Annotated in this window: 27 protein-coding genes; 7 read left to right on the forward strand and 20 right to left on the reverse strand. The window is 69.4% G+C overall.

What is annotated here, in order from left to right:
- Nucleotides 1-123: 123 nt before the first annotated feature.
- The 5 genes from mtnA to ligA form a co-directional block, all read right to left on the reverse strand.
- Nucleotides 124-1,188, reverse strand: a complete 1,065-nt coding sequence (gene mtnA / locus AC1PLR_RS11515; RefSeq protein ID WP_481101070.1) for an S-methyl-5-thioribose-1-phosphate isomerase — start codon at nt 1,186-1,188, stop codon at nt 124-126.
- Nucleotides 1,189-1,249: 61 nt separating this feature from the next.
- Complete coding sequence (locus tag AC1PLR_RS11520; protein WP_481101071.1) at nt 1,250-1,957, reverse strand: DUF3011 domain-containing protein; 708 nt, start codon at nt 1,955-1,957, stop codon at nt 1,250-1,252.
- A 136-nt stretch (nt 1,958-2,093) separates the two neighbouring features.
- A complete protein-coding gene (gene epmA / locus AC1PLR_RS11525; RefSeq protein WP_481101072.1) occupies nt 2,094-3,044 on the reverse strand; it encodes an EF-P lysine aminoacylase EpmA in 951 nt (316 codons plus the stop codon).
- The gene (locus AC1PLR_RS11530; RefSeq protein ID WP_481101073.1) at nt 3,044-3,529 is read right to left on the reverse strand and encodes an N-acetyltransferase family protein; all 486 of its coding nucleotides are present in this window, start codon (nt 3,527-3,529) and stop codon (nt 3,044-3,046) included. The genes epmA and AC1PLR_RS11530 overlap by 1 nt, the downstream gene beginning before the upstream one ends.
- Nucleotides 3,526-6,042, reverse strand: coding sequence for an NAD-dependent DNA ligase LigA (gene ligA / locus AC1PLR_RS11535; protein WP_481101074.1), 2,517 nt, complete (start codon nt 6,040-6,042; stop codon nt 3,526-3,528). The genes AC1PLR_RS11530 and ligA overlap by 4 nt, the downstream gene beginning before the upstream one ends.
- 495 nt (nt 6,043-6,537) lie before the next feature.
- Between ligA and AC1PLR_RS11540 the strand changes: the two genes are divergently transcribed.
- Complete coding sequence (locus AC1PLR_RS11540; RefSeq protein WP_481101075.1) at nt 6,538-7,668, forward strand: pyridoxal phosphate-dependent aminotransferase; 1,131 nt, start codon at nt 6,538-6,540, stop codon at nt 7,666-7,668.
- A 307-nt stretch (nt 7,669-7,975) separates the two neighbouring features.
- Here AC1PLR_RS11540 and zipA read toward each other — a convergent pair whose 3' ends face one another.
- From zipA to AC1PLR_RS11570, 6 genes are all read right to left on the reverse strand, one after another.
- Nucleotides 7,976-8,713: a cell division protein ZipA gene (zipA, locus tag AC1PLR_RS11545; RefSeq protein ID WP_481101076.1), complete on the reverse strand. Its 738-nt coding sequence runs from the start codon at nt 8,711-8,713 to the stop codon at nt 7,976-7,978.
- Nucleotides 8,714-8,824: 111 nt separating this feature from the next.
- A complete protein-coding gene (gene smc / locus AC1PLR_RS11550) occupies nt 8,825-12,328 on the reverse strand; it encodes a chromosome segregation protein SMC (RefSeq protein WP_481101077.1) in 3,504 nt (1,167 codons plus the stop codon).
- Between the two features lie 309 nt (nt 12,329-12,637).
- Entirely contained in the window at nt 12,638-13,087 is a 450-nt protein-coding gene (rplI, locus tag AC1PLR_RS11555) for a 50S ribosomal protein L9 (RefSeq protein WP_010342531.1), read from the reverse strand.
- 190 nt (nt 13,088-13,277) lie between these two features.
- Nucleotides 13,278-13,508: a 30S ribosomal protein S18 gene (gene rpsR, locus AC1PLR_RS11560; RefSeq protein ID WP_002804494.1), complete on the reverse strand. Its 231-nt coding sequence runs from the start codon at nt 13,506-13,508 to the stop codon at nt 13,278-13,280.
- Nucleotides 13,509-13,519: 11 nt separating this feature from the next.
- Nucleotides 13,520-13,954, reverse strand: coding sequence for a 30S ribosomal protein S6 (gene rpsF / locus AC1PLR_RS11565; RefSeq protein WP_010342529.1), 435 nt, complete (start codon nt 13,952-13,954; stop codon nt 13,520-13,522).
- A gap of 495 nt (nt 13,955-14,449) precedes the next feature.
- Nucleotides 14,450-14,797, reverse strand: a complete 348-nt coding sequence (locus AC1PLR_RS11570; RefSeq protein ID WP_481101078.1) for a HesB/IscA family protein — start codon at nt 14,795-14,797, stop codon at nt 14,450-14,452.
- Nucleotides 14,798-14,930: 133 nt separating this feature from the next.
- Between AC1PLR_RS11570 and asnS the strand changes: the two genes are divergently transcribed.
- From asnS to AC1PLR_RS11590, 4 genes are read left to right on the forward strand one after another with little or no spacing between them, the layout of a single operon-like run.
- Complete coding sequence (gene asnS / locus AC1PLR_RS11575; protein ID WP_481101079.1) at nt 14,931-16,325, forward strand: asparagine--tRNA ligase; 1,395 nt, start codon at nt 14,931-14,933, stop codon at nt 16,323-16,325.
- A gap of 22 nt (nt 16,326-16,347) precedes the next feature.
- The gene (locus AC1PLR_RS11580) at nt 16,348-16,653 is read left to right on the forward strand and encodes a hypothetical protein (protein ID WP_017907180.1); all 306 of its coding nucleotides are present in this window, start codon (nt 16,348-16,350) and stop codon (nt 16,651-16,653) included.
- Nucleotides 16,650-16,964: a hypothetical protein gene (locus AC1PLR_RS11585; RefSeq protein WP_010342525.1), complete on the forward strand. Its 315-nt coding sequence runs from the start codon at nt 16,650-16,652 to the stop codon at nt 16,962-16,964. The genes AC1PLR_RS11580 and AC1PLR_RS11585 overlap by 4 nt, the downstream gene beginning before the upstream one ends.
- A gap of 7 nt (nt 16,965-16,971) precedes the next feature.
- The gene (locus AC1PLR_RS11590) at nt 16,972-17,592 is read left to right on the forward strand and encodes an FMN-binding negative transcriptional regulator (RefSeq protein WP_481101080.1); all 621 of its coding nucleotides are present in this window, start codon (nt 16,972-16,974) and stop codon (nt 17,590-17,592) included.
- A gap of 72 nt (nt 17,593-17,664) precedes the next feature.
- Here the strand turns inward: AC1PLR_RS11590 and AC1PLR_RS11595 are convergent, their stop codons facing one another.
- Entirely contained in the window at nt 17,665-18,375 is a 711-nt protein-coding gene (locus AC1PLR_RS11595) for a response regulator (RefSeq protein WP_010342523.1), read from the reverse strand.
- Between AC1PLR_RS11595 and AC1PLR_RS11600 the strand changes: the two genes are divergently transcribed.
- Nucleotides 18,368-18,568 (forward strand): hypothetical protein, encoded by a 201-nt coding sequence (locus tag AC1PLR_RS11600; protein ID WP_481101081.1) that lies wholly within the window; start codon nt 18,368-18,370, stop codon nt 18,566-18,568. The genes AC1PLR_RS11595 and AC1PLR_RS11600 overlap by 8 nt on opposite strands.
- 301 nt (nt 18,569-18,869) lie before the next feature.
- Here AC1PLR_RS11600 and AC1PLR_RS11605 read toward each other — a convergent pair whose 3' ends face one another.
- From AC1PLR_RS11605 to AC1PLR_RS11640, 8 genes are all read right to left on the reverse strand, one after another.
- Complete coding sequence (locus AC1PLR_RS11605; protein ID WP_371182864.1) at nt 18,870-19,787, reverse strand: hypothetical protein; 918 nt, start codon at nt 19,785-19,787, stop codon at nt 18,870-18,872.
- Between the two features lie 171 nt (nt 19,788-19,958).
- Nucleotides 19,959-20,756 (reverse strand): hypothetical protein, encoded by a 798-nt coding sequence (locus AC1PLR_RS11610; RefSeq protein WP_481101082.1) that lies wholly within the window; start codon nt 20,754-20,756, stop codon nt 19,959-19,961.
- A 43-nt stretch (nt 20,757-20,799) separates the two neighbouring features.
- A complete protein-coding gene (locus AC1PLR_RS11615) occupies nt 20,800-20,988 on the reverse strand; it encodes a hypothetical protein (RefSeq protein WP_481101083.1) in 189 nt (62 codons plus the stop codon).
- Complete coding sequence (locus AC1PLR_RS11620; RefSeq protein ID WP_481101084.1) at nt 20,981-21,439, reverse strand: hypothetical protein; 459 nt, start codon at nt 21,437-21,439, stop codon at nt 20,981-20,983. The genes AC1PLR_RS11615 and AC1PLR_RS11620 overlap by 8 nt, the downstream gene beginning before the upstream one ends.
- Nucleotides 21,439-21,699, reverse strand: a complete 261-nt coding sequence (locus AC1PLR_RS11625) for a hypothetical protein (protein ID WP_019800580.1) — start codon at nt 21,697-21,699, stop codon at nt 21,439-21,441. The genes AC1PLR_RS11620 and AC1PLR_RS11625 overlap by 1 nt, the downstream gene beginning before the upstream one ends.
- Before the next feature lie 180 nt (nt 21,700-21,879).
- Nucleotides 21,880-22,506, reverse strand: a complete 627-nt coding sequence (locus tag AC1PLR_RS11630) for a DUF2589 domain-containing protein (protein WP_481101085.1) — start codon at nt 22,504-22,506, stop codon at nt 21,880-21,882.
- Nucleotides 22,507-22,518: 12 nt separating this feature from the next.
- Nucleotides 22,519-23,097 (reverse strand): DUF2589 domain-containing protein, encoded by a 579-nt coding sequence (locus AC1PLR_RS11635; RefSeq protein ID WP_209230850.1) that lies wholly within the window; start codon nt 23,095-23,097, stop codon nt 22,519-22,521.
- Nucleotides 23,098-23,209: 112 nt separating this feature from the next.
- Nucleotides 23,210-23,749 (reverse strand): glycoside hydrolase family 108 protein, encoded by a 540-nt coding sequence (locus tag AC1PLR_RS11640; protein WP_481101086.1) that lies wholly within the window; start codon nt 23,747-23,749, stop codon nt 23,210-23,212.
- Nucleotides 23,750-23,942: 193 nt separating this feature from the next.
- Here AC1PLR_RS11640 and can point away from each other — a divergent pair, with 193 nt between their 5' ends.
- Entirely contained in the window at nt 23,943-24,605 is a 663-nt protein-coding gene (gene can, locus AC1PLR_RS11645) for a carbonate dehydratase (protein WP_010342513.1), read from the forward strand.
- Nucleotides 24,606-24,637 lie beyond the last annotated feature (32 nt).

Here is a 24,637-nt window from a genome sequence, read left to right on the forward strand (position 1 = left end):
CGGCGGTCGATCGAACCGCCGGATTCTATCATGACGGGCGCCCGATTGCCCGGTTTTGCCGGCGCGAACAAGCACTTGCGCGCCTTCGGTGGCGCCCGCCGGGCGCCGCCGCAGTGCCCCGGCTCAGCCGCCGAAGGCGGCGCGCATGCGCGGCAGGTCCGGGCGCTCGATGACCCCGCGCTCGGTGACGATGGCGTCGATCAGGTCCGCCGGGGTCACGTCGAACACCGGATTCCAGGCGGCGATGCCGTCGGCCACGGTGCGGGTGCCGCCGACGCCGAACAGCTCGCCCGGATCGCGCTGCTCGATCTCGATCTGCGCGCCGTCGGCGGTGTCCATGTCCACCGTGGACGACGGCGCCACCACCATGAACCTGACGCCGTGGTGGCGCGCGGCGATCGCCAGCTGGTAGGTGCCGATCTTGTTGGCGGTGTCGCCGTTGGCGCAGATGCGGTCGGCGCCGACGATCACCCACTGCACCGCGCCGGTCTTCATCAGGTGTGAGGCGGCCGAATCGGCGATCAGGGTGGCATCGATGCCATCCTGCTGCAGTTCCCACACGGTGAGCCGCGCGCCCTGCAGCCAGGGCCGGGTCTCGCCAGCGAACACCTTGGCGATGCGCTGCTGGGCGACGCCGGCGCGGATCACGCCCAACGCGGTGCCGAAGCCGGCGGTGGCCAGCGAGCCGGTGTTGCAATGGGTCAGCACGCCGCTGCCGGGCGCGATCAGGCCGGCGCCGAGCGCGCCCATGTGCCGGTTGGCGGCCAGATCCTCTTCGGCGATCGCCTGCGCCTCGCGCTCCAGCACGGCCTGCCAGTCGCTGCCGGCCGCACCCAGTGCGGTACGCATGCGCGCCAGCGCCCAGGCCAGGTTGACCGCGGTCGGCCGCGCGGCATTGAGCCGCTGCAAGGCCGGCTCCAGCTTCAGCAGCGCTTCGGCGCCGGTCTCGGCCTGCACCTCGCGTGCGGCCAGCACGGTGCCCCAGCCGGCGGCGATGCCGATCGCGGGCGCGCCGCGCACGGCCAGGGCGTGGATCGCCGCGGCGACCTGGTCGCTGTCGCTGCAGCGCACGTGTTCCACCGCGAACGGCAGCTTGCGCTGGTCCAGCAGTTCCAGCGCATCGCCGGTCCACAGGATCGGGCGGATATGGTCGTAGCGGGCGTAATCGATATCGAGGGCGGCGTTCATCGCCCCATTGTAAACGCCGGCGATTGCGGATTGAGGACGCCGCGGCGCTTCGGCACTGCGCTCAGTTGACGCTGAACTCGGCGCGACATCCCTTGTCGACCCAGATGCCGTCGCGGTCCCAGCCCCAGCTGTCGTTCTGCACGCAAGGCGCGCCGGACAACTGCCGGCGCAGTTGCACATGGTCCTGGACACTGACGCCACAGCGGCGCCGCGCCTTGCCCTTGGATTCGCACAACACCGGCCGCGAGCCGGCGGGAAACCCGGAGCCGTCGGCGGCGCCGATCTCGAACTCGCCGCGGCAACCGCGCGCGACCCAGATCTCGTTGCGGCGCACGCCCCAGCTGCGCTCCTCGCGGCACGGCACCGACGACAACTGCCGCATCAACCGCACCGGCGCCCCGCGCAGCATCACCGGGCAACTCTCGAGGCGACCATCGGACTCGCAGCGCAACACGCGGCGCATCGCGCTGCGCGGCGCTTCCACCGGATTGGGACGGAATTCGGCGCGACAGCCGAGGGTGACCCACACGCCGGTGGCGTCAGACCCCCACTCGCTGCCACGGATGCAGTCGTTGTCTGAGAGTTGCCGCACCAATTGCACGCCCTGGTCGGTGGACATCGGACAGTGCACCCAGGTCATGTCGCGCGACTCGCAGCGCACCACAGCGGCATCGTAGGCATCGGTGTCCTGCGCCGGCGACGGCATCGGCCACACGCTTGCCGCCAACCCCAGCCAACACCAGCCACCGAGCCCGTACGCCCACTTCATGCTTGGCTCTGCCCCTATGCCTAGAACCTGAACAACGAAGACCTGCTGGCGCGCGGCGTGCGCATGCCGTGCCCGATCAAACCATCATCGGTGTGGACAACGCAACAAGACGCCGCGAAAACACGTGACGGCCGGTTCAGGCATGCGCGAAATCGTAGGCGAGCACGTCGCCGATCTGCGCGGTGCCGCGCATCGCCATCAGCAGCCGGTCCACGCCCACCGCCACGCCGGCGCAATCGGGCAAGGCCGGCAACGCCTGCAGCAGGCGCTCGTCCAGCGGCGGCAGCACCGCGCCGCGCGCCTTGCGCAGCGCGTGGTCGCGCAGGAAACGCCGGCGCTGCTCGGCGGCATCGTTGAGCTCGTGGTAGCCGTTGGCCAGTTCATAGCTGCCCAGGTACAGCTCGAAACGCTCGGCCACCGGCGGGTCGCCGTCGCGCACGCGCGCCAGTGCGCACTGGCTGGCCGGCCAGTCGTGGACCACGGTCAGGCGGTCGGCGGGGAACGCCGGCTGCAGGCGGTGGGTCATCAGCAGGTCCAGCCAGTCGTCGCGTCCCAGACCGTCGGCATCAATGCGGATATCGCGCAAGGGCTGCTGCAGCGCCTCCAACGGCGCTGTGAATGGATCCAGGTCCAGCCCCTGCAGGAACAGGTCGCGATAGCTGAGCACCTGCAGCGTGGCGCTGCGCCCGACCAGCGCCAACGCCGTGCGCACCAGCTCCACGGTCTCCTCGATCAACTGCCGGTGATCCCAGCCGACCCGGTACCACTCGAGCATGGTGAACTCGGGATTGTGGCGGCCGCCGGCCTCGCCGTTGCGGAACACCCGCCCCAGTTCGTAGCAGTCGCCGATGCCCGCGGCGAGCAGCCGCTTCAGCGGATACTCCGGCGAGGTGCGCAGCCAGCGCAGCGCCGGACCGGCGTCGACATGGCCGCTGAAGCGGGTCTGGAAGCTGTCAATGTTCGGCTCGGTGTTGCCGGCCGCCGACAGCATCGGGGTTTCCACTTCCAACACGCCGCGCGCGGCGAAGAAGCCGCGGATGGCGGCATTGAGCCGGGCACGCAATTGCAGGACGGACAGCAGGTCCATCAGGGCGCCGTGTCGAGCCGGCGGCTCAGTTGGTCGCGCGCGTCGTCGCGGTAGCCCAGGCCCAGGTACAGGCGCTTGGCGGCGGCGTTGTGGTGGTTGACCTCCATCCGCAGCACATCCACGCCCAGCGCGCGGGCGCGCGCCTCGACCAGCGCCACCGCGCGCCGTCCCCAGCCGCGGCCGCGCGCGGCCGGACCCAGGTACAGCTCGTCGAGCAGCAGATAGCGCCCACCCAGTTCGACGCTGAAGCACGCGGTGACCAGCGCATAGCCGACGACCGCGTCGTCCGGCGCCAGCCACAGCAGCGCCTCGCCCAGCGCCGGCTGCGCCAGCAGCGCCCGCAGGCCACGCGTCACCCGCTCGGCGTCGAACGCGATGCCGTCCTCGGCGTAGAACGCCTGCAGCATCGCCAGCAAGACTGGCTCATCGGCCACGCCGGCAGTGCGCCAGCGCAGCTCGTCCTGCAGCGTGCCGGGCGCACTCATGCGCCCTGCTCCTGCGCTTGCAGGAACGCCAGCAACTGCGCCTCGTCCCACACCGCCACGCCCAGTTCCTGCGCCTTGTCGAGCTTGGAACCGGCGGCCTCGCCGGCGACCACGAACGCGGTCTTCTTCGACACGCTGCCGGCCACCTTGGCACCCAGCGCCTCCAGTTGCGCCTTGGCCTCGTCGCGGGTCAGTGCGGTCAGCGTGCCGGTCAGCACCACGGTCTGCCCGTCCAGCGGGCCGGCGCGGCGCTGCGTCTGCGCCGGGGCGGCATCGAGCAGGCGTTGCATTGCCGCCTCGGCCCCCAACAGCGCCTGCTTCTGCACCGGATCGGCCAGGTACGCGGCCAGGTTGGCAGCGCCGGCCGTGGACAGTCCGGCGCCGGTCCAGCCGCTTTCGTTGGCGCCCAGCAACGCGTGCAACGTGCCGTAGGTGGCGGCCAGACGCTGCGCGCTCTTGCCGCCGAGCTTGTCCACCGGCAGCGTGCCGAGCAGATGCGCCAGGTCCAGGCGCTCGCGCAATTCCGCCGGCGGCGTGCCCTCGTCGGAAAAGCGAATGCCGGCGGCGATCAGCGCATCGACCACCGCGGCATTGCCGGGCTGCTCGAAGAACGTGGCGATCGAGCGCGCCACCTCGCCGCCGATGTCCGGCAAGGCCTGCAGCAGCACCGCCGGGGTGCTGCGCACGAACGCCAGCGACCCCAGCCAATACGCCAGTGCCTTGGCCGTGGTCTCGCCCAGGTGCGGAATGCCCAGCGCGAACAGGAAGCGCGGCAACGTGGTGGCGCGGCTGGCGTCGATGCCGGCGACCAGGTTTTCCGCCCACTTGCTCGCCAGCTTGCCGCCCAGGTCCACCGTGAGATGCGCGCGCAGGAAGTCGGCGCGCCGCCACGGCATGGCCGCGTCCTCGAGTGCGGCGCGGCCGGCCGCATCCAGCGCCAACGCGCCCTTGCTGTCCTCCAGCGCCTGCAGCAGGTCGGCGGCGGTGACCGTGTCCAGCGCGGTCTTCATCCGCACCAGATCCTCCACGCTCAAGGCGTACAGGTCGGCGAGCGACTGCACGAAGCCGAACTCGACCAGGGCATCGGCCTGGCGCTCGCCCAGGCCTTCGATGTCCATGGCGCGGCGCGAGGCGAAGTGCCGCACGGCCTCCTTGCGCTGCGCCGCACAGGCCAGGCCGCCGCTGCAGCGCCAGGCCACTGCGTCCTCTTCCTTGACCAGCTCGGAGCCACACACCGGGCAGGTCGCCGGCATCGTCCACGGCGCGGTGCCCGGCGGACGCCGTTCCTCGATCACCCGCACCACTTCCGGGATCACGTCGCCGGCACGGCGCACGATCACCGTGTCGCCCTCGCGGACATCCAGCCGCGCGATCTGGTCGGCGTTGTGCAAGGTGGCATTGGTGACGGTGACCCCGGCGACCTGCACCGGCTCCAGCCGCGCCACCGGGGTGACCGCACCGGTGCGGCCGATCTGCACCTCGATCGCCCGCAGCACGGTGGATTGTTCCTGCGCCGGGAACTTGTGCGCCAGCGCCCAGCGCGGCGCGCGCGAGACGAAACCCATCGCCTGTTGCTGGTCGTAGTCGTCGAGCTTGTAGACCACGCCGTCGATGTCGTACGGCAAGGTGTCGCGGGCGGCGCCGATGCGGCGGAAATAGGCGATCAGGCCATCGAAGCCGGTGGCGGTGTCCGCCTCCGGGGCGACGGGGAAGCCGTAGTCGCGCAGCAGTTGCAGGGTCTGCGAGTGGGTTTCGGGCAGTTCCAGGCCACGCACCTCGCCCACCGAGTAGGCGAAGAACGCCAGCGGCCGGCGCCGGGTGACCGCCGGATCGAGCTGGCGCAGCGAGCCGGCGGCGCCGTTGCGCGGATTGGCCAGCAGCTTCTCGTTGCGCTCCAGCGCCTGCGCGTTCCAGGCGGCAAAGGCGGCGCGCGGCATGTAGATCTCGCCGCGCACTTCCAGCACCGCCGGCGGCGGCACGCCGAGGTCGCGCAGCTTCAGCGGCACCGAACGCACCTGGCGCAGGTTGGTGGTGACGTCCTCGCCGGTGCTGCCGTCGCCGCGGGTAGCGCCCTGCACGAACACGCCGTCCTCGTAGCGCAAGCTGATCGCCAGGCCATCGAGCTTCGGCTCCACCGAGAACACGGGCGCGGCAAGTTCGAGTTCGCGTTCGATGCGGCGCTCGAAGTCGGCGACTTCGGCGAAGCGCGTGCGGTCGTCGGCGTCCTCGGCCAAGCCCGGGGTTTCGAAGGCATTGGCCAGCGAGAGCATCGGGATGGCGTGGCGCACCTCGGGAAAGCCGCCGTCCGGCCGCGCACCGACCTTGCGCGTCGGCGAATCCGCGCTGGCCAGCTCCGGGTGCGTGGCTTCCAGCGCCTCCAACTCGCGCATCAGCGCGTCGTACTCGGCATCGGGAATCGACGCGTCGTCGAGCACGTAGTAGCGATGGTTGGCGTCGTCGATGCGCTGACGCAAGTCGGCGACACGCTGCTGGGGATCGGGAGTGACGGTCATGCGCAGCGAAAAGGCGGGTAACGGAGAGGGGGCGATAGTAGCTGGAAGGCGGGGATCGGGGAGTCGGCTTGGCGGCCGGACGGCCGGGATTGGGGATTTGGGATTGGGGATTCGCTTGACGCCCGGGATTGGGGATTGGGATTGGGGATTCGCAAGAGCCCGCGCTCAGACTTCTGGTGTCGGCGGCGGTCGGACCCTCATCCGCCCCTGCGGGGCACCTTCCCCCAAGAAGGGGGCCATGGTCCCGAGGGGAGAAGGGAGAGGCCGAAGCCCCTCTCCCACCGGGAGAGGGGTTGGGGTGAGGGTACGGGGCGCGCAGCGCCATCGACGCCACCACCCCGGCTTTTGCCAATCCCCAATCCCGAATCCCGAATCCCGAATCCCAGCCTCAAGCCCATCCCGAAATCCCAAATCCCGAATCCCGGCCCCTCATTCCCTTGCCCCACCATTAACACCCCGTTAACGTGACCTCCCCCGCCCGCTCTGGAGAGCCACGTGTCGCTACCGGTCTCGCGCCGTTCCTTCCTGTCCCTGGCCACTTCCGGTCTGGCGCTCGGCGCCGTCGGCCTGGCCCCTGTTGCCGAGGCGGCGCGACGCAAGGCAGCGGCCGCCGTAGCCGCGACACCCGGCGTGGCGCCGGCCGCCGGCACGGTCTACCTCAATTTCAACGAATGCCCCCTGGGCCCCTCGCCCGCCGCGTTGGCAGCCGCACAGGCGATCCTGCCGCGCAGCGGACGCTACCTGTTCGAGCTGTCGGACGAACTGATCGCCGCCTTCGTCGGCCAGCAGCGCCTGCCGGCCGACCACGTGGCGGTGTATCCCGGCTCCAGCGAGCCGCTGGCGCGCGCCGCGCGCGCCTTCACCACGCCGCGCGCCGGCGTGGTGGTGGCCGATCCGACCTTCGAGGCGGTCGCCGACGTGGCCGCCGCGCACGGCGCGCCGGTGCGGCGGGTACCGCTGCGCGCCGACGGCGCGCACGACGTCAAGGCCATGGCCAGCGTCGATCCGAATGCCGGCCTGATCTACCTGTGCAATCCGAACAACCCGACCGGTTCGATCACCAAGCGCGCCGACATCGAATGGCTGCTGGCCAACAAGCCCGCCTCCAGCGTGCTGCTGGTCGACGAGGCCTACCTGCACTACAGCGAGGAGCCGTCGGTGATCGACCTGATCGGCCAGCGCCAGGACCTGCTGGTGCTGCGCACCTTCTCCAAGCTGTACGGCATGGCCGGGCTACGCCTGGGCCTGGCGGTGGCCGCGCCGGGGCTGCAGACCAAGCTGGCCGCGTTCGGCCAGAATCCGGTGTCGGTGCCTGCGCTTGCCGCCGGCATCGCCAGCCTGCAGGACCTGCAACTGGTGCCGACCCGCCGCGCCGAGAACGCGCGCATTCGCGACGCCACCATCGCCTGGCTGCAGAGCAAGGGCTACAAGTGCCTGCCGTCGCAGGCCAACTGCTTCATGGTCGACGTCAAGCGCGACGGCGCCGCCTTCGCCGCGGCGATGGCCAAGCAAGGCGTGATCGTCGGCCGCAGCTGGCCGATCTGGCCGAAGCTGGTGCGCGTGACCGTGGGCACCGAAGCGGAGATGCTGCGGTTTCGGGAGGCGTTTGGGAAGGCGCGCAAATAGCGCGCCTGGGATTGGGGATTCGGGATTGGGGATTCGTAAAAGCGGGGCTGCGGCGTTGGTGAGGCGTGGCTGGTTTTGCCTTGGTGCATCCCATTCACGATGCACAATTCGCTAGCTCCGGGCGTGGCGCACGAGAGCCAATGCCAGGGCTTCTGGCCTCGGCGGCGGTCGTACCCTCATCCGCCCCTTCGGGGCACCTTCTCCCGAGGGGAGAAGGGAAAAGCTCGCATCGCGGTCAGCACTAGGGAAATCGCTCTTACGAATCCCCAATCCCGACTCCCCAATCCCCGCGCCGCTGGCGCGGCGCTTACCAACGCGGCGCCTTCGTCAACGGCGGCGCCTGGTGCTGGCGGTCGTAGGCGCGCAGGTCGTCGCGGATGTGGGCGATGCGCTGGCGGCCCAGGGCGTTGCGGCTGTCGTCCAGGACCACGCCGTCGAGCAGTTCGCCCATGCGCTGCACGGTCGGCAGCATCTTCTCCCAGGCGTCGAGCGCGGTCATCGGCGCCGGCAGGGTCAGGAAGAAGGCGATCGCCGGGGTCTCCATCTCGCGGATGTGCGCCATGTCGAAGCTGCCCGGCTTCATGATGCTGGCCATGCTGAAGATCGGGCCGCGCTCGGGATGCCCCTCGACCAGGCGGTGGAACACGTTCATGTGGCCGAAGGTCAGGCCGGTCTTCTCCGCGGCCACCACGATGTCCTCGCCGCGCAGCACCTGCCCGGCGCGGGCGGCGACGTACAGCGAGACGATCTTGTCGAAATCCTGGCTCGGGCGCTTGCCGAGTTCGGCGCCCGGCGCCTCCGCGGCGGGCAGGCCCAGGTCGGGCTGGCGCGCGTCGCCGTCAGCACCATCGGCGGCCAGCGCGTCATCGCCGACCGCCGGGGCGGCGTCGCCCAGCGAGGGTTCGCGGCGCGGCGCGGCCGGATCGGCCGGCTCCACGCGCCGGCCCTGGCTCGGTTTCTTGGGGCGGCCGAACAGGAAGATCGCCGCAATCAACAGCAAGCCGGCGGCGAGGATGCCGATGCGTAGCATTGCCATGTCGGACATTCAGGGGTTACTCCGGCAAGGGTACACAGGGGGAACGTAGCTGCTTGCACACGACGTCTGTCCCTACAGCGACAGCGCCTCGACGCGCATCACGCCCTTTAGCATGTCACGTCAGGCCGCGCCCGCCAAACGCGCGGCCTCCTCGAGGTCCACGCTGACCAGGCGGCTGACGCCCGGTTCGCGCATGGTGACGCCGCTGAGCTGGTGCGCCGCCTCCATCGTCGCCTTGTTGTGGCTGACGAACAGGAACTGCACTTTCTCGCTCATTTCCTTGACCATCGCCGCCAAGCGGCCGACGTTGGCCTCGTCCAGCGGCGCGTCCACCTCGTCGAGCAGGCAGAACGGCGCCGGGTTGAGCTGGAAGATCGCGAACACCAGCGCCACCGCGGTCATCGCCTTCTCGCCGCCGGACAGCAACGAGATGCTCGACACGCGCTTGCCCGGTGGCCGCGCCATGATCGCCACGCCGGTGTCCAGTAGGTCCTCGCCGGTCAGCTCCAGGTAGGCGTGGCCGCCGCCGAACAGGCGCGGATACAGCGCCTGCACGCCGGAGTTGACCCGGTCGAAGGTGTCCTTGAAGCGGCCGCGGGTCTCGCGGTCGATCTTGCGGATGGCGTCTTCCAGGGTCTCCAGCGCGGTGTTCAGGTCGACGTCCTGCGCTTCCAGGTACTCGGCGCGCTGCGCGGCCTCGCCGTACTCGCTGATCGCCGCGAGGTTGACCGGCTCCAGCCGGCGCATGCGCGCGTCGATCTGCTGCACCGCCTGCTCCCACTCGGCCGGGTCGGCGTGCTCGGGCAGGCCGTTGATCACGTCCTCGAGCACGAAGCCGGCCTTGACCACCGCCGCCGACAGCTGCTCGGCGCTGAGCACCAGCGCCTGCTGGTCGAGCCGGCGCTGAGCGATGCGTTCGCGCTGCGCCAGCGCCTGCTCGTCGCGCTGCTGGCGGGTCTGCTCCAGCGCGCGCAGTTCGTTGTCGATGCCGTCCAGCAGCGCGCGCGCCTCGCCGAGGGCGCGGTCGGTACGCACGCGCTCGCTGAGCGCGGCCTGGTGCTCGGCCTCCAGCGCCAGCACCGGCGAATCGCCCTCGTTCAACTGCGCGCTGAGTTCGCCCAGGCGCGCGTCCAGTTGCCCGCGCTGGTTGCCCATGCGCTCCAGCGCCTGGCTCAGCGAGGCGATCTGGGTGCGCTGCGACTCCAGGGTCAGGGCCAGCGCATGCGAGGCTTCGCGCACCCGCCGCGCGGCATCGCGGGCCAGGTCGCGCGCCTCGGTGAGCTGGCGGCGCTCGCTTTCCAGCGCGTGCCGCACCGACTCCAGGTCGCCCATGCTGGTGACCGCGTCTTCCAGCTTGGAACGCGCCTCGCGCGCCTGCTCGCGGCTGCTGTCCAGGGTCTCCAGCAGTTGCGCGACCTCCAGCTCGATGCGTTCGATGCGGGTGCGCGCGGCGTCGACCTTGCCTTGCTGGCTCTGCAACTGTCCGGCCAGTTCGGAGGCGCTGCGGTGCGCCTGGTACAACTGGCGCTGCGCGTCCTCGCGCTGCTGCTCGCCGGCCAGCAACTGCGCGCGCATCTCGCCGAGGCGGTGCTCGAGGTCGGCCTCGCGCTCCTGCAGCGTCTCGATCTGGCCGCGCAGGCTCTGGATCTCGCGCTCGCGCAGCAGCGCGCCCTGCTTGGCCGCGCCGGAGCGCGCCACGCGCAGCCAGCCTTGGCCCAGGCGCGCGCCGTCGCGGGTGACGATGGAATCGCCCTCGCCCAGTTGCGGCAGCAGCGCCCGCGCTGCGCTCAAATCCTCGGCCGCGTGCAGCCGCGCCAACAGCCGGCGGATCGCGATCGGACCCTGCACCTTGGCCGCCAGCGAGGTCGGCGCGAAGGTCTCGGCCGCCTCCTCGCCGCTGACCAGGGCGATGCGGCCTTCGCCGAGTTCGCCCAGCGCATCGACCAGTTGTTCCGGCGCCTCCACCAGCACGCCTTCGATCAACTGCCCGAGCGCGCCTTCGACCGCGTTCTCCCAGCCGCTCTCGACGTTGAGCCGTTCGCCGACGCGCGCCGCCGAATCCAGCCCGCGCGCCTGCAGCCAGGCCACCGCCGCGCCCTGCTCCTGGCCGAGTGCGGCCTGCTGCAGGGTTTCCAGCGACGACAGCCGCCCGCGGGCGGCCTGCGCCTGCTTGCGCACGTCGGCCAGTTCGGCCTGCGCGGTGCGCTGCTGGTCCTGCAGCGCCGCCACCGCCTGCTTGCGCGCCTCGACCTGCTCGGTCAGGCCGTCCAGCGCGGCGCGCTGGGTCTCGTGCTGCAGTTCCAGTTGCGCGAAGGCCTCGGCCAGCGCGTCCAGGTCCAGCCCGGCGCGCTCGGCCAGCAGCGCCTCGCGGCGGCGCTCGGCCTCCAGCGACTGCCGGTCCAGGTAATCGACGCGGGTGCGCTCCACTTCGCCGGCACGCGAGGCTTCGGCGGTGTTGCGCTGATGCGATTCCCAGCGCTGCTGCCAGTCGGCCAGGCGCGCCTCGGCCTCGCGCAGCGCTTCCTGCTTGTATTCGTTGTCTTCCTGCAACTGCTCCAACTGCGGGCCGGCCACGTCCACCGATTCGCGCAGCAGCGCCAGCTTGGCCTCGTCGGTGCCGATGTGCTGGCCGAGTTCGGCCAGCGCCGTTTGCGTCTCGTCGCGCGCCTTGTGCAAGCGCTGCGACAGGTCGCGCTGGTGCTGGATCTGCTGTTCGATCCGGGCCAGGGTGCTGCCGACCTTGTAGACCTCGGCCTGCGCGGTGCTCAGCGCTTCGGCGGCCTCCTCGCGGCGCACGCGGCCGGTCTCGATGCGCGCTTCGGCATCGCGCTGTTCGGCGATCAGCTGCTGCAGGCGCGTCTCTTCCTGGCCCAGCGCCTCGCGCAGGCCCTGCAGGCGCCCGTCCAGGCCGCGGTATTCCAGCGCCTTCCACTGCGCGTCCTTGATCCGCCGTTCTTCCTGCAGCGACTGGTACTGCTCGGCCTGGCGCGCCTGGCGCTTGAGGTGCTCGAGCTGCTTGCCGATCTCCTCGCGCAAATCGCCCAGGCGCTCCAGGTTCTCGCGGGTGTGGCGGATGCGGGTCTCGGTCTCCTTGCGCCGCTCCTTGTACTTGGAGATGCCGGCGGCCTCCTCCAGGTACACGCGCAGGTCTTCCGGGCGCGCCTCGATGATCTGGCTGATCATGCCCTGCTCGATGATCGAGTAGCTGCGCGGGCCCAGGCCGGTGCCCAGGAACAGGTCGGTGATGTCGCGGCGCCGGCACTTGGTGCCGTTGAGGTAGTAGCTGCTGCTGCCGTCGCGGCTGACCTGGCGCTTGACCGAGATCTCGTTGAACGAGGCGTACTCGCCGGCGATGGTGTGGTCAGTGTTGTCGAAGATCAGTTCCACCGTGGCCTGCGATACCGGCTTGCGCGCCGAGGAACCGGAGAAGATCACGTCCGTCAGCGAATCGCCGCGCAACCGGCTGGCCGAGCTTTCGCCCATCACCCAGCGCACCGCGTCGATGATGTTCGACTTGCCGCAGCCGTTCGGACCGACGATGCCGGTCATGTTGGTCGGCAGGTGCAGCGTGGTCGGATCGACGAAGGACTTGAAGCCGGACAGCTTGATGGTCGACAGGCGCATGGTGCGGGCAATCCATGGCAGACGCCGCCGGCATTCCGAGCTGCGCTGCCGCTAGTGAAGATCCAGGTGAGGTCCTGCGTCCAACCCATTGATGCGGCTACACCGCCGGGCCGACATCGGACACGAGTCGCTGAGTATAGCGGCCCCTGCGCGGCACTGGGGCGGCCGGCGCCGATGCGACGGCGGTCGCATACGCGGGCGACCGCGACCCACGCGCCAGGGCCGCGTGGCGCACCGAAGGTGGGCAGGTCGGCAAAAACGACACGGGCACCTTGCGGTGCCCGTGTCGGTACAGCGATGACGCAGGGATCAGGCGTCGGCTTCGACCACGACCTTGACCGTGGTTTCCACGTCGGCGTGCAGGCGCACCAGCACCTCGTACTCGCCGATGTTGCGGAACGCGCCTTCGCCCAGCACCACTTCGCCCTTCTCCAGCGGCATGCCGGCGGCGGTGAAGGCCTCGGCGATGTCGCGCGGGCCGACCGAACCGTACAGCTTGCCTTCGGTGGAGGCGTTGGCCTTGACGGTCACGCTGGCGCCTTCCAGCTTGGCGGCGCGGGCTTCGGCGTCATCGTGGATCGACTTGGCCTTGGCTTCGTACTCGGCGCGCTTGGCTTCGAACTCGGCGATGTTGGCGGCGGTGGCCGGCACGGCCTTGCCCTGCGGCACCAGGTAGTTGCGGCCATAGCCCGGCTTGACGTCGACCTTGTCGCCGAGGCCGCCCAGGTTGGTCACTTTCTGCAGAAGAATCAGTTGCATGGTCTTGCTCCGTTATTCGTTAGCGTCGGCACGTGGCCGCCGCAACGGGTGCTGTCCGAATAGGAGAAGCCGGGATTGGGGATTGGGGAGTCGGGATTGCGCCCGACGGCACCGCACTTTTCTAATCGCCAGACTTCGCTTGAATGCCCGCACCGGAGGGTGCGGGCCGTATCGCTCCGGGGGCCCGGAATTAAACGTCGTGGTTGTCCGTGTACGGGATCAGCGCCAGGAAACGCGCGCGCTTGACCGCCGTGGCCAGCTGACGCTGGTACTTGGACTTGGTGCCGGTCACGCGGCTCGGCACGATCTTGCCGTTCTCGGTGAGGTACTGGCGCAGGGTGTTGAGATCCTTGTAGTCGATCTCCTTGACGCCCTCGGCGGTGAACTTGCAGAACTTGCGACGACGGAAGAACTTGGACATGAGCGTGCTCCTTAGGCGGCTTCGGCGGCGTCGCCGTCGGTTTCGGTGGCGGCGGCGGGCGCATCGCCCTCTTCGTCGTCGCGACGACGGCGCTCACCGCGCTCGGGCTTGTCGGCCTTCTCGTCCTTGCTCTTCATGATCAGCGACTGCTCGGTGTCGGCGCCGTCGCGCTTGATCACCAGGTGGCGCAGCACCGCGTCGTTGAAGCGGAAGCTCTCGACCAGCTCGCTCAGCACGGCCTGGTCCACTTCGATGTTCAGCATGACGTAGTGGGCCTTCACCAGATTCTGGATCGGGTACGCCAGCTGGCGGCGGCCCCAGTCTTCCAGACGGTGGATGGTGCCCTTGCCGTTCTCGACCAGCGACTTGTAGCGCTCGATCATGGCCGGGACCTGCTCGCTCTGATCCGGGTGGACCAGGAACACGATTTCGTAATGACGACTCATGGTGTGTACCTTTCGGATGTGGCCTTGCGGCCGGACAGCCCCCCGCGGTGTGACGGCGGTGGGGCAAGGACTCCTGCCGGGAAGGCAGGAAGCCGCATATTATGACCGAGATGCCCGGTCACCGACAAGCCAGCCGTTCCCGGCGCTGGACAGGGACGCCACTGCAGCGGACGAAATCAATCGAATCAACGGCTTGGATCACCCCATATCCACATACGGGCAATGCTGGCCGCACTGCAGGCAACGGAACAGGCACGCGACCGTCGCAATACACCCGGGACACAAAGACTGCGGGGCGACGCCAGCGCAGTAGAACGGCCCCTGGTAGCCTCATGCGCGGGTTTCGCCGCAGCAGTCGCAGACGCCGCCTTCCTGCGCGAAGCACGGGGCATAGGCGTCGGGGTGATGGAGGAACTCAGGCAGTTGCGTGCGAAAAACCGGGCCGCCCTGCCCCGCCGCCTCCACGAGGAGGCCACGCAGCCGCAGCGGTGACGCTCAGGGCGCGTCGGCGTGTGCGGCGTCGGTGGTGAAGCTCTCGCCGCAGCCGCACTCGGCGGTGGCGTTCGGGTTGCGGAACACGAAGGTCTCGCCCAGGCCCTGCTTGGCGAAGTCGATCTCGGTGCCGTCGACCAGCGGCAGGCTGGTCGCATCGACGTAGATGCGCACGCCGTCCTGCTCGAACACCGCATCGTCCGCACGCGCCTCGTGTGCCAGGTCGGTGACGTGCCCCCAGCCGGAACAACCGGTGCGTTCGACGCCGAAGCGCAAGCCCAGGGCCCCGGGCGTCTGCGCGACGAAGCGCTGCACGCGGGCGTGGGCGACGGGGGTGAGACGGATGGCCATGACGAACTCCGGCGACTGCGAACGGACATTATAGGAAGGACGGCGGCCGATCGCCGCATGCCTCGCAAGCGCTGCGCTCCAGCCAGTACACTTGCCCCTTCCATATCGAGTCGCTGCGGCGAGGATTCAAGTCATGACGGTGGTGAGCGTTGCACATGCGCTGGCCGGGAAGATCCCGGAAGGCGGTGAAGTCACGGTGCGGGGATGGGTGCGCACGCTGCGCGGATCTGCCGGACTGGCTTTCATCAACGTGTCCGACGGCTCCTGCTTCGCCCCGATCCAGGTGGTGGCGACCGATGCCCTGCCCAACTTCGACGAGGTCAAGCGGCTCACCGGCAGCTGCTCGCTGATCGCCAAGGGCGTGCTGGTGAAGTCGCAGGGCAAGGGCCAGTCGTACGAGATCCAGGCCAGCGCAGTCGAGGTGGTGGGCTGGGTTGAAGACCCGCTGACCTATCCGATCCAGCCCAAGCCGATGTCGCCGGAGTTCCTGCGCGAGGTCGCGCACCTGCGCCCGCGCACCAACCTGTTCGGCGCGGTGACGCGCATCCGCAACTGCCTGGCGCAGGCGGTGCACCGCTATTTCCACAGCAACGGCTATTCCTGGATCAGCACGCCGATCATCACCACCTCCGACGCCGAAGGCGCCGGACAGATGTTCCGCGTCTCCACCCTGGACCTAGCCAACCTGCCGCGCGACGCGCAGGGCCAGGTCGACTTCGGCCGCGACTTCTTCGGAAAGGAGACCTTCCTGACCGTGTCCGGCCAGCTCAACGTCGAGGCCTACTGCCTGGCGCTGAGCAAGGTCTACACCTTCGGCCCGACCTTCCGCGCCGAGAACAGCCATACCACCCGTCACCTGGCCGAGTTCTGGATGATCGAGCCGGAGATCGCCTTCGCCGACCTGGCCGAAGACGCGCGCGTGGCCGAGGACTTCCTCAAGTACCTGTTCCGCGCGGTGCTGGAGGAGCGCGCCGACGACCTGGCGTTCATCGCCGAGCGCGTGGACAAGACCGCGATCAGCAAGCTGGAGACCTTCATCAACTCGCCGTTCGAGCGCATCGAGTACGGCGACGCGATCAGCCTGCTGCAGAAGTCCGGGCAGAAGTTCGAGTTCCCGGTGGAATGGGGCCTGGACCTGCAGACCGAGCACGAGCGCTGGCTGACCGAGCAGCACGTCGGCCGCCCGGTGGTGGTGACCAACTACCCCGAGCACATCAAGGCCTTCTACATGCGCCTGAACGACGACGGCAAGACCGTCGCGGCGATGGACGTGCTGGCCCCGGGCATCGGCGAGATCATCGGCGGCAGCCAGCGCGAGGAACGCCTGGACGTGCTGGACGCGCGCATGCTGCAGTTCGGCCTGGATCCGCAGCACTACGGCTGGTACCGCGACTTCCGCCGCTATGGCACGGTGCCGCACGCCGGCTTCGGCCTGGGCTTCGAGCGCCTGGTGGTGTACGTGTGCGGGCTGAGCAACATCCGCGACGCCATCCCCTACCCGCGCGCGCCGGGCAGCGCCGAGTTTTGAGGCGAGCCGGGGAGCGCACGCCATGATCCTGTTCTTCGCGCTGTGCTTCGTCGGCGTGGCGATCGCCGGCGCCAGCGCGTTCCTGATCTTCTGGCCGCTGACCCTGGTGCACATCCGCGACCGCCATCCGCCGCTGGTGGCGGCGTTCGGGCCGGGCGCCTTCCTCAAGCCGGTCGCGCTTGGCTGGCTGCTGGCGCGGCGCTACCGTCCGCTCGGCGACCGCGGGCTGTCCGGCCTGGCGACGCCGGCCTGGCTATCGCTGATGACCATCTTCTTCGGCCTGGGCATGGCCGCCCTGCTCTGGCTGCTTTCCCTGGTGATTCCATGACTTCAGATTCTCCCGCCCACGATCAGTGGTACCTGGCCAGCCTCGGCCGCCTGCTGGTATGGGCGCGCCTGCGCGTGCGCGCCGCCGGCACCGCCGAGGTGCTGGACAGCGACGGCAACACCCTCAGCTACGACAGCGAGGACACCGCCCGCGCGGCCCTGTTCGACGCCGAGTTCGTCGCCTTCGATGGCCTGGACGAGGACGATGCGCGGGCGCGCGGCTTCTCGCTGGGCGAGGTGTCGCCGCCGCAGGCCGACGACGATGCCGGCCTGCGCGGGCGCATGACCCAGACCCTGGGCGCGCGCGCCTGATCCGGCGATGCACGTTCCGCCCGCCTTCGCCGAAAGCGACCTGGGCGCCCTTGATGCGCTGATCGCCGACAACCCGTTCGCCACCCTGGTCACCGTCGCCGGCGGCCTGCCCTGCGCCACGCCGTTGCCGGTGCTATACCGGCGCGACGGCGAACGCATCCTGGTCGAAGGCCATTGGTCGCGCGCCAACCCGCAGGCGCGGCACGCCGGGCCGGCCTTGCTGATCGTGCACGGCCCGCACGCCTACGTCTCGCCAAGCTGGTACCCGGACAAGGAGGCGATGGCGCGGGTGCCGACCTGGAACTACGCCACCGCGCACCTGCACGGGCAGTTGCACCCTAGCGACGACGAAGCACTGCTGGCCGATGTGGTGGCGCGGCTGAGCGAACGCCACGAGCGTGCGCTGGGCAGCGATTGGCGCTACGAGCCGGACAACGACGCGCACCGGCGCCAGTTGCGCGGCATCGTCGGTTTCCGTTTCCAGGTCGAGCGGGTCGAGCTGAAGTTCAAGCTCAGCCAGAACCATCCGCCGGCGAACCAGGCTGCGGTGCGCGAGGCGCTGGCGACCCAGGCCGACGCCGGAGCGCAGGCGGTCGCGGCGCTGATGCGCGCGCGACGCCAGGACTGACCACGCCGCCACGCAGCACGGCCGACGGGAACTGGCGCGATCGCCGGCTACGCCGCCGTGGCGTTCGCCGCGTCACCCGCAACGGCTGGCCGGCCCCTGGCGGTCGCGCTCGGCACGACGCGCACTGGCCCTGCCGCCTTCCAGCGGCGACAGACCTTCGCGGATCGCATAGCGCGTCAATTGCGCGATGCTCTGCATGCCCAGCTTGAGCATGATGTGCTCGCGATGGGTGCCGATGGTCTTGACGCTGATGTGCAGGCGCGCGGCGATCTCCTTGGTCGACAGCCCCTCGGACAGCAACTGCACGATCTCGCGTTCGCGCGAGGTCAGCAGCGTGTAGGCCGAGACCGCGTCGCCGGGCGGACAGCGGTACTCGCTGACCAGCGACTGCGACAGTTGCGGACTGATGTACAGCTGGTCGTTGCCGACCTGCTGGATCGCGCGCAGCAATTCGTGGAAGGTGCTGTTGCGCGCCAGATAGCCCTTGGCACCGGCATCGATGACCGCGCGCACGTTGGCCGCGGCGTCGGAGGCGGCGATGCAGATCGCCTTGCTACGCGGGCTGCGCTGCAGCAGCCGGCGGGTGGCCTCGATACCGTTGAGGCCCGGCAGCATCACGTCCATCAGCACGACGTCCGGCTGCCGTCGGGTCACCAGTTGCACGCACTCCAATCCGTCGACCGCGTGGCCGACCACTTCAATGCCCGACGTGTTGTTCAACAGGGCGACCATGCCCTCCAGCACGATGCTGCGTTCGGCGGCAATCACGATACGTGTGTTCATTCTCTACCTGTGTTCGCAATGGATCTCCAACGCGCGACCGCGCGGTAACCCGCGTCCCATGCAGCGCGACGCGCCCCTTTTCTTCAACCGATGCGACAGCGCTGAACCCGCGCTTGCGTTGCGCCCCCAGCTTGTCACGCTGCGCGATGGCAGCCATCGGGTTCAGGCTGATATGGGCGAGGAGGACGGCTGAAATTGTGCGAATTACCGCATTCGTCCAGTTTCGTAGACAGAATCTCGTGCTAGCGCGCTCGGCCTGTGACGCAGACCGAAGTCCTGCGCCGCGATCGATGCTGAGGGCGCGTGCGGTGCGGACGCCACGCGAGTGCCATCCGGGCACGTCCAACGCCCGGCTTCGCCGCGCGACACGCGGTCTTGTGGAGCGGCGCGCGTCCCGTTCTGCGGGATCCGCCGCGATGGAGCTTCCCGGCCACGCCGGTCGCAGCCTCACGCCGTTCCTGCGTGCGGGTCCTGCTGGCGAGGAGAGGCGCGCCTCAGTCGGAAGACGCTGATGGGGGCGGCAGCCGCGCGGCTTCCACCTGCAGCATCGCGCGGGCGAACTCGGCGAGACGTTGCTGGACCGCCGCTGGCGGCGTGCCCGCCTCGATCGACTGTTGCAGCGCCATCAGTTGCGCGGCCAGTTCGCCCTGCCAGCGCATGCGCTCGGTGTCGTTGCTGGCACGCTGTACCTCGAGCGAGGCCTGCGCCTGCGCCGAGGTGTCGCCGCGCACCAGCGTTTCCATGGCATCGACCAGGCGTTGCAGCAGGCGGTACACCGCGGTGGCGGAAAAGCCGCCCAGCATCGCCAGGGTCGGCTTGCCGAAGCTGCGCATGCCGCCGGTCTCGAACAGGTCCGGCGGCAGCACTTCGACCAGGATCAGGCCGGCGATCAGGCCCAGGATCATGCGCGCGCCATAGGAGGCGTCGTACTTGGGGTCGTAGCTGGCGTCGGCGACGTAGCGGTGCACCTGGAACAGCGAGGAGAACGATGCGCCCAGGCCGGCGCAGAACAGCAGGAACAGCGCGTTCCACAGCAGCACGCTGCCGGACGAATCCAGGAATCCCAGGCGCACGTTGTCCGCACTGACCTTGCTGGACAACGCCGTCGCCACCACCAGGAACAGGAACATGAGCGAGGTGGCAGTGAGCGCGCGCACCAGCGGCAGCGGGCCGAGGAAGATCGCCCAGTGCGGGCGGCGGCGCTCGGCATCAAGCAGGAACACCGCCTGCGGTGTCGCCGGGCGGATCAGTTGCGCCAGCCGTCGATGGGTCACCGCCAGTTCGTGCGCGCGCGGCTCGATGTCGCTGTCGCCGGCCGCGCCCTCCGCTGAACCGACACTCACCAGCACCGACAGGCGCGCGATCAGTTCCGGCGGCACCGCCAAGCCGTGCTCCAGCGCATAGCGCGCCATCGCTTCGCACTCGGCGAGCAACTGCGGCAGGATGCCCGGCGGCGGCAGCCGCGGCACGCCACTGTGGGCCGCGGTCAGCCGGCGCCGCAACGCGCCGGCCAGCGTCTTGATCCAGACGTTCATTGCGCCACTCCTGGACGGAAACGACGGCCGGCGCGCATGCGCCACGGATTACCGGCTGGCGGACACGCGCTTCAGCGGCACGACGCGTGGGGACTTCCCGGCCTTGCCGGCGATCTGGAGACTGACGCCCCCGCCCGGCGTTGCACGCAAGACCAGACGGCCGTCGCTCAGTTCCGCGCAGTGCCCCTGGTCGTTCATATCCAGCGAATACACCGCCGCATCCGCGCGCATGCCAACGTAGCGCGCCTGCACCTTGCAGCCCCAGGGCGTGCCGTAGTGCAGTTCCACCGTGGGACTGCCTGGCGCCTGCGGGCTGGACGAGACCGTCACCTCCAGGGTCGGCTTTTCGAGGATCTTTCCGCCGGAGTCCAGCCCCTGCCATGTACCCGTCAGCGGACTGGGCCGACCAGGATCGGTGTGCAGCACCACCAGCAGGGCATTGCCGTCGACGAACAGCCGCAGGTCGTCGCCACTGCGCTGCACGCGCAGCGGCTTGCCCATCAACTTGTCGCAGTAGGCTCCCCCGTTGATCGAGTCCAGAACGAAGCCGCCAGCCCTCTGCGACTTGACCAGCGCGTTGCAGTTCAGCGGCGAGCCGAAGGCGAGCCTTGCCTGGCCGCTGTCCTGGACCAGGCGCAGCGCGACCAGATTCTCCGCACCGGGCGGTTGTGCCTCCAGCGTCAGGGTGCCGCTCCACTGGCCAGCCGGCAGCGCCTCGGCGTTGGCCGCCGCGCCCGGCTTGGCCGCAGTGCCCGCCTGCGGCGCGGCGTCGGCAGCGGATGGCAAGGCCAGGCACAGCGCCAGCCAAAGCGGGAAATGTGCAACACCACGCGAACGGATACGCATGCGACTCTCCTCTGGAAATACGAAAGGGAAACGAACGGTGCGGTCAGTGCAGGCCGAACCAGACCAGCGCCACCACGGCCGCCCCCAGCAACATGGCCGCAAGCAGCCACAGCGCCAGCCGTCGACGCCGGCGCAAGCGCTGCGCGCGGGCCAGCGAGCGCAGGTCGATGTGCAGCTCTCGGCACCACAGGTCGGTGTCGTGCCGCGACAGCAGAAAGCCGTGTCTACGCATGTGCCGTCTCCTGGTCGGGGTCGTGAGGGGTGGCCGGTTCGGACAGGTGCCAGAGCTTCAGTTGCTGCCCGTCGAACAGCACCTCGCCGACCGGGGTATGGGTGCCGCGGAACAGGATCTGCAGGCGGTGGCCGGGCCGGCGCGGCCTTCGCGGCGACACCTGCAGCAGCAGGCGCGGCGCCTCGTCCGGCATCTCCACCACCTCCAGTTCCACATCGAAGGACAGGGCCAGTTCGCCGATCTGCGGCAGTTGCCATGCACGCAGTTCCCACAGTGGGATCTGCAACGCCGGCGGCTCGGCCTCCTCCGTCACCACCTGCACGGTCTCGGCGGCGCCGAAGCATGCGCGCAGTGCCCGCGCGTGGCGGGCCCGGCAGCGCCGCTGCGCCTCCAGCAAGGCCGCCGACAATCCCTGCAACAGCAGGTCGAAATCGCAACGCAGCCTGGCCATCAGTCGTCCTTCAGCCAGCCGGGCTTGCGCGGGAAGCCCACGTGGTAGCACAGCCACTGCATCACCACCTGGTGCTCGCCGATCTGCAGCACGGCGAAATTCTTCTCGGTGCCGATGATCGCGCCCTTGGGCGAATCGCTCAGACACCGGTTGAGCAGGGCCCGCGCGGCTTCGATCTGCTCGGGCGTTTGCATCTGCGTCGGGTTGTCGCTACCGACAACGACCCGCTTGACGAACTTGACTTCAGTGAGGTCGAACATCGTTGATCCTTCCTTCGGCACATTGCTTCATCCGGCGGCGACGGCCGGCGCTGATGCGATCGGCGCGTCGCGCCGGAAGGGCGCGGCCGGCGCCGGAACCGGCTGTGCGCGAAGGCACAGGCGATATCCCGACACCGGCCGCGCCTGCCTGCGGCGTCGCGGTCGTCTCGACCGCGACGATCAGGTCACCGGCACCGGCTTGCCGACCTTGCGCGGCGCCACCGAGCTCTGCAGGATGTCCAACACCCGCGCCAGACCTTCCGGCGGGCCCTTGTCCGCGGCATGCACCGAGACCTGGTACTTGGCCGAGTTGTCGGAACTGCGTGTGTTCTCCTTGGCAGTGGAGACCGAGCCCTGGATGTTCACCTTGGCCTTGAACATGCCCCAGCCGAACTGCATGTCCGCCGACATCGACGCCTGGGCATTGGTCTTTTCCGTCGCGGTGAAGGACGACTTCACTTCCATGTTGAAGGTGACGTCCACGGTCTGGATGCTCAGGCTGGGCACATTGACGATGGCCAGCAACGGCACTTCCAGTTCGACCTCCTCCTCGGCGATGCCGCCTGCCGTTTCCGGGTCGTCGACCGGCCGCTTGAAGCGGAAGCTGGCGGTGCGGGTACCGCCGGTGCCCTGTGGATCCTTGGCGGGATCGGGCGGCGGCAGGAAGCCGATGACGCGGATGAAATCGGCGGTGGCGCGGGCCAGCTTGACCTGCGCGTCGCAGGCCGCATCGAGCGGGCCGCCGATCAGGTCGCCCATCGGCAGACCCTTGAATTGACTTGATATGTTGACGAGTTCGTCAGCCATTGCAGTGACTCCTTAGTTGGTGGGATTGGTTACATCGTCCGTGCCCGCGACGTCCGGCTTGTCGGCCATGACCGTCTTGAACACGCCCTGCGTCTGCGCCAGATGGTTGAGCAATCTGGCCGCTCCGTCAGTCGGTTCGGTGCCTTCCACGCGCAATACGACGTGGACGGCACTCTGGCGCTGGCTCCGCGCGCTGGCGCTGGTATCCACGCGCACGCTGGAACGGGTGGCGGTGCGCTTGGCCTGCCAGGCCGCCTGCGGGCCTGGCGGTTCCGGCGCGAAGAAGCCGTCGGCGGACTGCAGGCCGCCGAGGTCACCGAGCTGCGCATCGAAGCTGATCTCCACGTCCTTGATCCGCAGCACGTTGGTCGAGACCAGCGGCAGCAGCGGCGCGCGGTAGTAGTCCTCGTCGCCCTCGGCCGCCTGCGGGTGCTGCGACGGCAGGCGGATGATCACGCTCTTGGGCCGGTGGAACTCGTCGAAGTAGTCGCCGAGGTTGGCCATCTGGTGCTGCTCGATGCGGTCCTGCGCCTCGATCACCGCGCCAGCCAGCGCTTCGATCAGGTCGTTCAATGCGGTCGGTCCAGCCATGGTCGCTCCGGGAGAAAGAAGGCCACCGTCGGCGACGGCGGCGGATCGGCGGCGCGCGCCACGCGCGCTCGCTCAACTCAGGTCAGCTCAGGTCAGCTCAGGTCAGCTCAGGTCAGGTCAGGTCAGGAAAGGAGTCGGTGCGCGCCAGCCAGCCCTTGAGGAACTTGCCCAGCGGCGGCTTGGCCGCGACCAGGCGCTGGTAGTAGTCGCGCCGGCCCTGCTTGTAGCGTGCGTACAGATCGCGCTGGTCGGCGGCCTTCAGCGCCGCCAGGGTGGCCGGACCGAACTTGCCGTCCTCCGGCAGCTTCAGCGCCGGCGTCTGCGCGTTGAGCACGCGCTGCAGCAGCTTGATGGCGTTGTTGCCGGCGTTGACCTGGAAGTCGAACAGGATGTTGGCCAGCGGCTGCAGCGCGATCTCGTCGCCATGCACCGCATTCCAGTAGCAGGTCTTGTAGATCACCCCGGCCTGCGCGTCGGTGAGCGCACGCAGATTGTCCAGGGTCGGCTCCAGTTGCAGCAGGCTCTTGGCGTACAGGCGGAACGTGGCCATGGTGACGCCCTTGTTGGTGGCACCGCCCGGGTCCACCGGATCGTTGACGAAGCCGCCCTCGTGCTTGAGCAGGGTCGGAAAGAACGCGTTGAAGTCGGCCATGGGATCCTCCGCTGATGCCCGGTGTGGGCGTGGAGGAAGTCTGCGCAGCGGCCCGCGTCGGCGGGATCGGCAAAAGCCCGATCCGGCGGCGCCTGCACACTGAGCCGCCGCGCGCATCCGCGCGTCGGGCATGCAGGCGCTGCATGGGCGCGGGCCGCGCGCGGGCCGCGGGCTTCTGGGATAATGGCCGGCAATGAGCAAAATCGCCGAACTCCTGCGCAACAATCGCGCCTGGTCCGATCGCATCAGTCGCGAAGACCCGGATTTCTTCAGCCGCCTGTCCAAACAGCAGACGCCGGAGTACCTGTGGATCGGCTGCTCCGATTCGCGGGTGCCGGCGAACCAGATCATCGACATGGCACCGGGCGAGGTGTTCGTCCACCGCAACATCGCCAACGTGGTCGTGCACACCGACCTCAACTGCCTGTCGGTGATCCAGTTCGCGGTCGAGGTGCTGAAGGTGCGGCACATCCTGGTCGTGGGCCACTACGGCTGCGGCGGCGTGCACGCGGGCCTGACCCGCGCGCGGCTGGGCCTGGTCGACAACTGGATCCGCCACGTCACCGACGTGGCCGAGAAGCACGAGCAGTGCCTGCAGCAGGCCGGCGACCTCAACGTGCAGCATGCGCGCCTGTGCGAGCTCAACGTGCTCGAGCAGGTGGTCAACGTCAGCCGGACCTCGATCGTGCTCGACGCCTGGGCGCGCGGCCAGGAACTGACCGTGCACGGCTGGGTCTACAGCCTGCGCGACGGCCGCGTGCACGACCTGGGCATGGAACTTGACCGCATCGAGGACCTGGTCCCGCGCTACGACGCCGCCCTGGCGCGGATCGGCCAGGACCGCGAGGACCGCTGAGCGGTCCGCCGCTCCGCCCCTTTCCGCAAGGA

The organism is Xanthomonas sp. NCPPB 3570 (genome assembly GCF_056725115.1).

What these genes read in the sequence shown, in the direction of transcription:
- smc (WP_481101077.1), bottom strand. Translation starts at nt 12,328, where the DNA reads ATGCGCCTGTCGACCATCAAGCTGTCCGGCTTCAAGTCCTTCGTCGAT.
- AC1PLR_RS11530 (WP_481101073.1), bottom strand. Translation starts at nt 3,529, where the DNA reads ATGAGTGCGCCCGGCACGCTGCAGGACGAGCTGCGCTGGCGCACTGCC.
- rpsR (WP_002804494.1), bottom strand. Translation starts at nt 13,508, where the DNA reads ATGTCCAAGTTCTTCCGTCGTCGCAAGTTCTGCAAGTTCACCGCCGAG.
- epmA (WP_481101072.1), bottom strand. Translation starts at nt 3,044, where the DNA reads ATGGACCTGCTGTCCGTCCTGCAATTGCGTGCCCGGCTCAATGCCGCC.
- AC1PLR_RS11630 (WP_481101085.1), bottom strand. Translation starts at nt 22,506, where the DNA reads ATGGCTGACGAACTCGTCAACATATCAAGTCAATTCAAGGGTCTGCCG.
- asnS (WP_481101079.1), top strand. Translation starts at nt 14,931, where the DNA reads ATGACGGTGGTGAGCGTTGCACATGCGCTGGCCGGGAAGATCCCGGAA.
- AC1PLR_RS11610 (WP_481101082.1), bottom strand. Translation starts at nt 20,756, where the DNA reads ATGCGTATCCGTTCGCGTGGTGTTGCACATTTCCCGCTTTGGCTGGCG.
- rpsF (WP_010342529.1), bottom strand. Translation starts at nt 13,954, where the DNA reads ATGAGTCGTCATTACGAAATCGTGTTCCTGGTCCACCCGGATCAGAGC.
- can (WP_010342513.1), top strand. Translation starts at nt 23,943, where the DNA reads ATGAGCAAAATCGCCGAACTCCTGCGCAACAATCGCGCCTGGTCCGAT.
- ligA (WP_481101074.1), bottom strand. Translation starts at nt 6,042, where the DNA reads ATGACCGTCACTCCCGATCCCCAGCAGCGTGTCGCCGACTTGCGTCAG.
- rplI (WP_010342531.1), bottom strand. Translation starts at nt 13,087, where the DNA reads ATGCAACTGATTCTTCTGCAGAAAGTGACCAACCTGGGCGGCCTCGGC.
- AC1PLR_RS11625 (WP_019800580.1), bottom strand. Translation starts at nt 21,699, where the DNA reads ATGTTCGACCTCACTGAAGTCAAGTTCGTCAAGCGGGTCGTTGTCGGT.
- AC1PLR_RS11605 (WP_371182864.1), bottom strand. Translation starts at nt 19,787, where the DNA reads ATGGCGCGCTATGCGCTGGAGCACGGCTTGGCGGTGCCGCCGGAACTG.
- AC1PLR_RS11520 (WP_481101071.1), bottom strand. Translation starts at nt 1,957, where the DNA reads ATGAAGTGGGCGTACGGGCTCGGTGGCTGGTGTTGGCTGGGGTTGGCG.
- AC1PLR_RS11640 (WP_481101086.1), bottom strand. Translation starts at nt 23,749, where the DNA reads ATGGCCGACTTCAACGCGTTCTTTCCGACCCTGCTCAAGCACGAGGGC.
- AC1PLR_RS11595 (WP_010342523.1), bottom strand. Translation starts at nt 18,375, where the DNA reads ATGAACACACGTATCGTGATTGCCGCCGAACGCAGCATCGTGCTGGAG.
- AC1PLR_RS11570 (WP_481101078.1), bottom strand. Translation starts at nt 14,797, where the DNA reads ATGGCCATCCGTCTCACCCCCGTCGCCCACGCCCGCGTGCAGCGCTTC.
- AC1PLR_RS11615 (WP_481101083.1), bottom strand. Translation starts at nt 20,988, where the DNA reads ATGCGTAGACACGGCTTTCTGCTGTCGCGGCACGACACCGACCTGTGG.
- AC1PLR_RS11590 (WP_481101080.1), top strand. Translation starts at nt 16,972, where the DNA reads ATGCACGTTCCGCCCGCCTTCGCCGAAAGCGACCTGGGCGCCCTTGAT.
- AC1PLR_RS11635 (WP_209230850.1), bottom strand. Translation starts at nt 23,097, where the DNA reads ATGGCTGGACCGACCGCATTGAACGACCTGATCGAAGCGCTGGCTGGC.
- AC1PLR_RS11585 (WP_010342525.1), top strand. Translation starts at nt 16,650, where the DNA reads ATGACTTCAGATTCTCCCGCCCACGATCAGTGGTACCTGGCCAGCCTC.
- AC1PLR_RS11620 (WP_481101084.1), bottom strand. Translation starts at nt 21,439, where the DNA reads ATGGCCAGGCTGCGTTGCGATTTCGACCTGCTGTTGCAGGGATTGTCG.
- mtnA (WP_481101070.1), bottom strand. Translation starts at nt 1,188, where the DNA reads ATGAACGCCGCCCTCGATATCGATTACGCCCGCTACGACCATATCCGC.
- zipA (WP_481101076.1), bottom strand. Translation starts at nt 8,713, where the DNA reads ATGTCCGACATGGCAATGCTACGCATCGGCATCCTCGCCGCCGGCTTG.
- AC1PLR_RS11580 (WP_017907180.1), top strand. Translation starts at nt 16,348, where the DNA reads ATGATCCTGTTCTTCGCGCTGTGCTTCGTCGGCGTGGCGATCGCCGGC.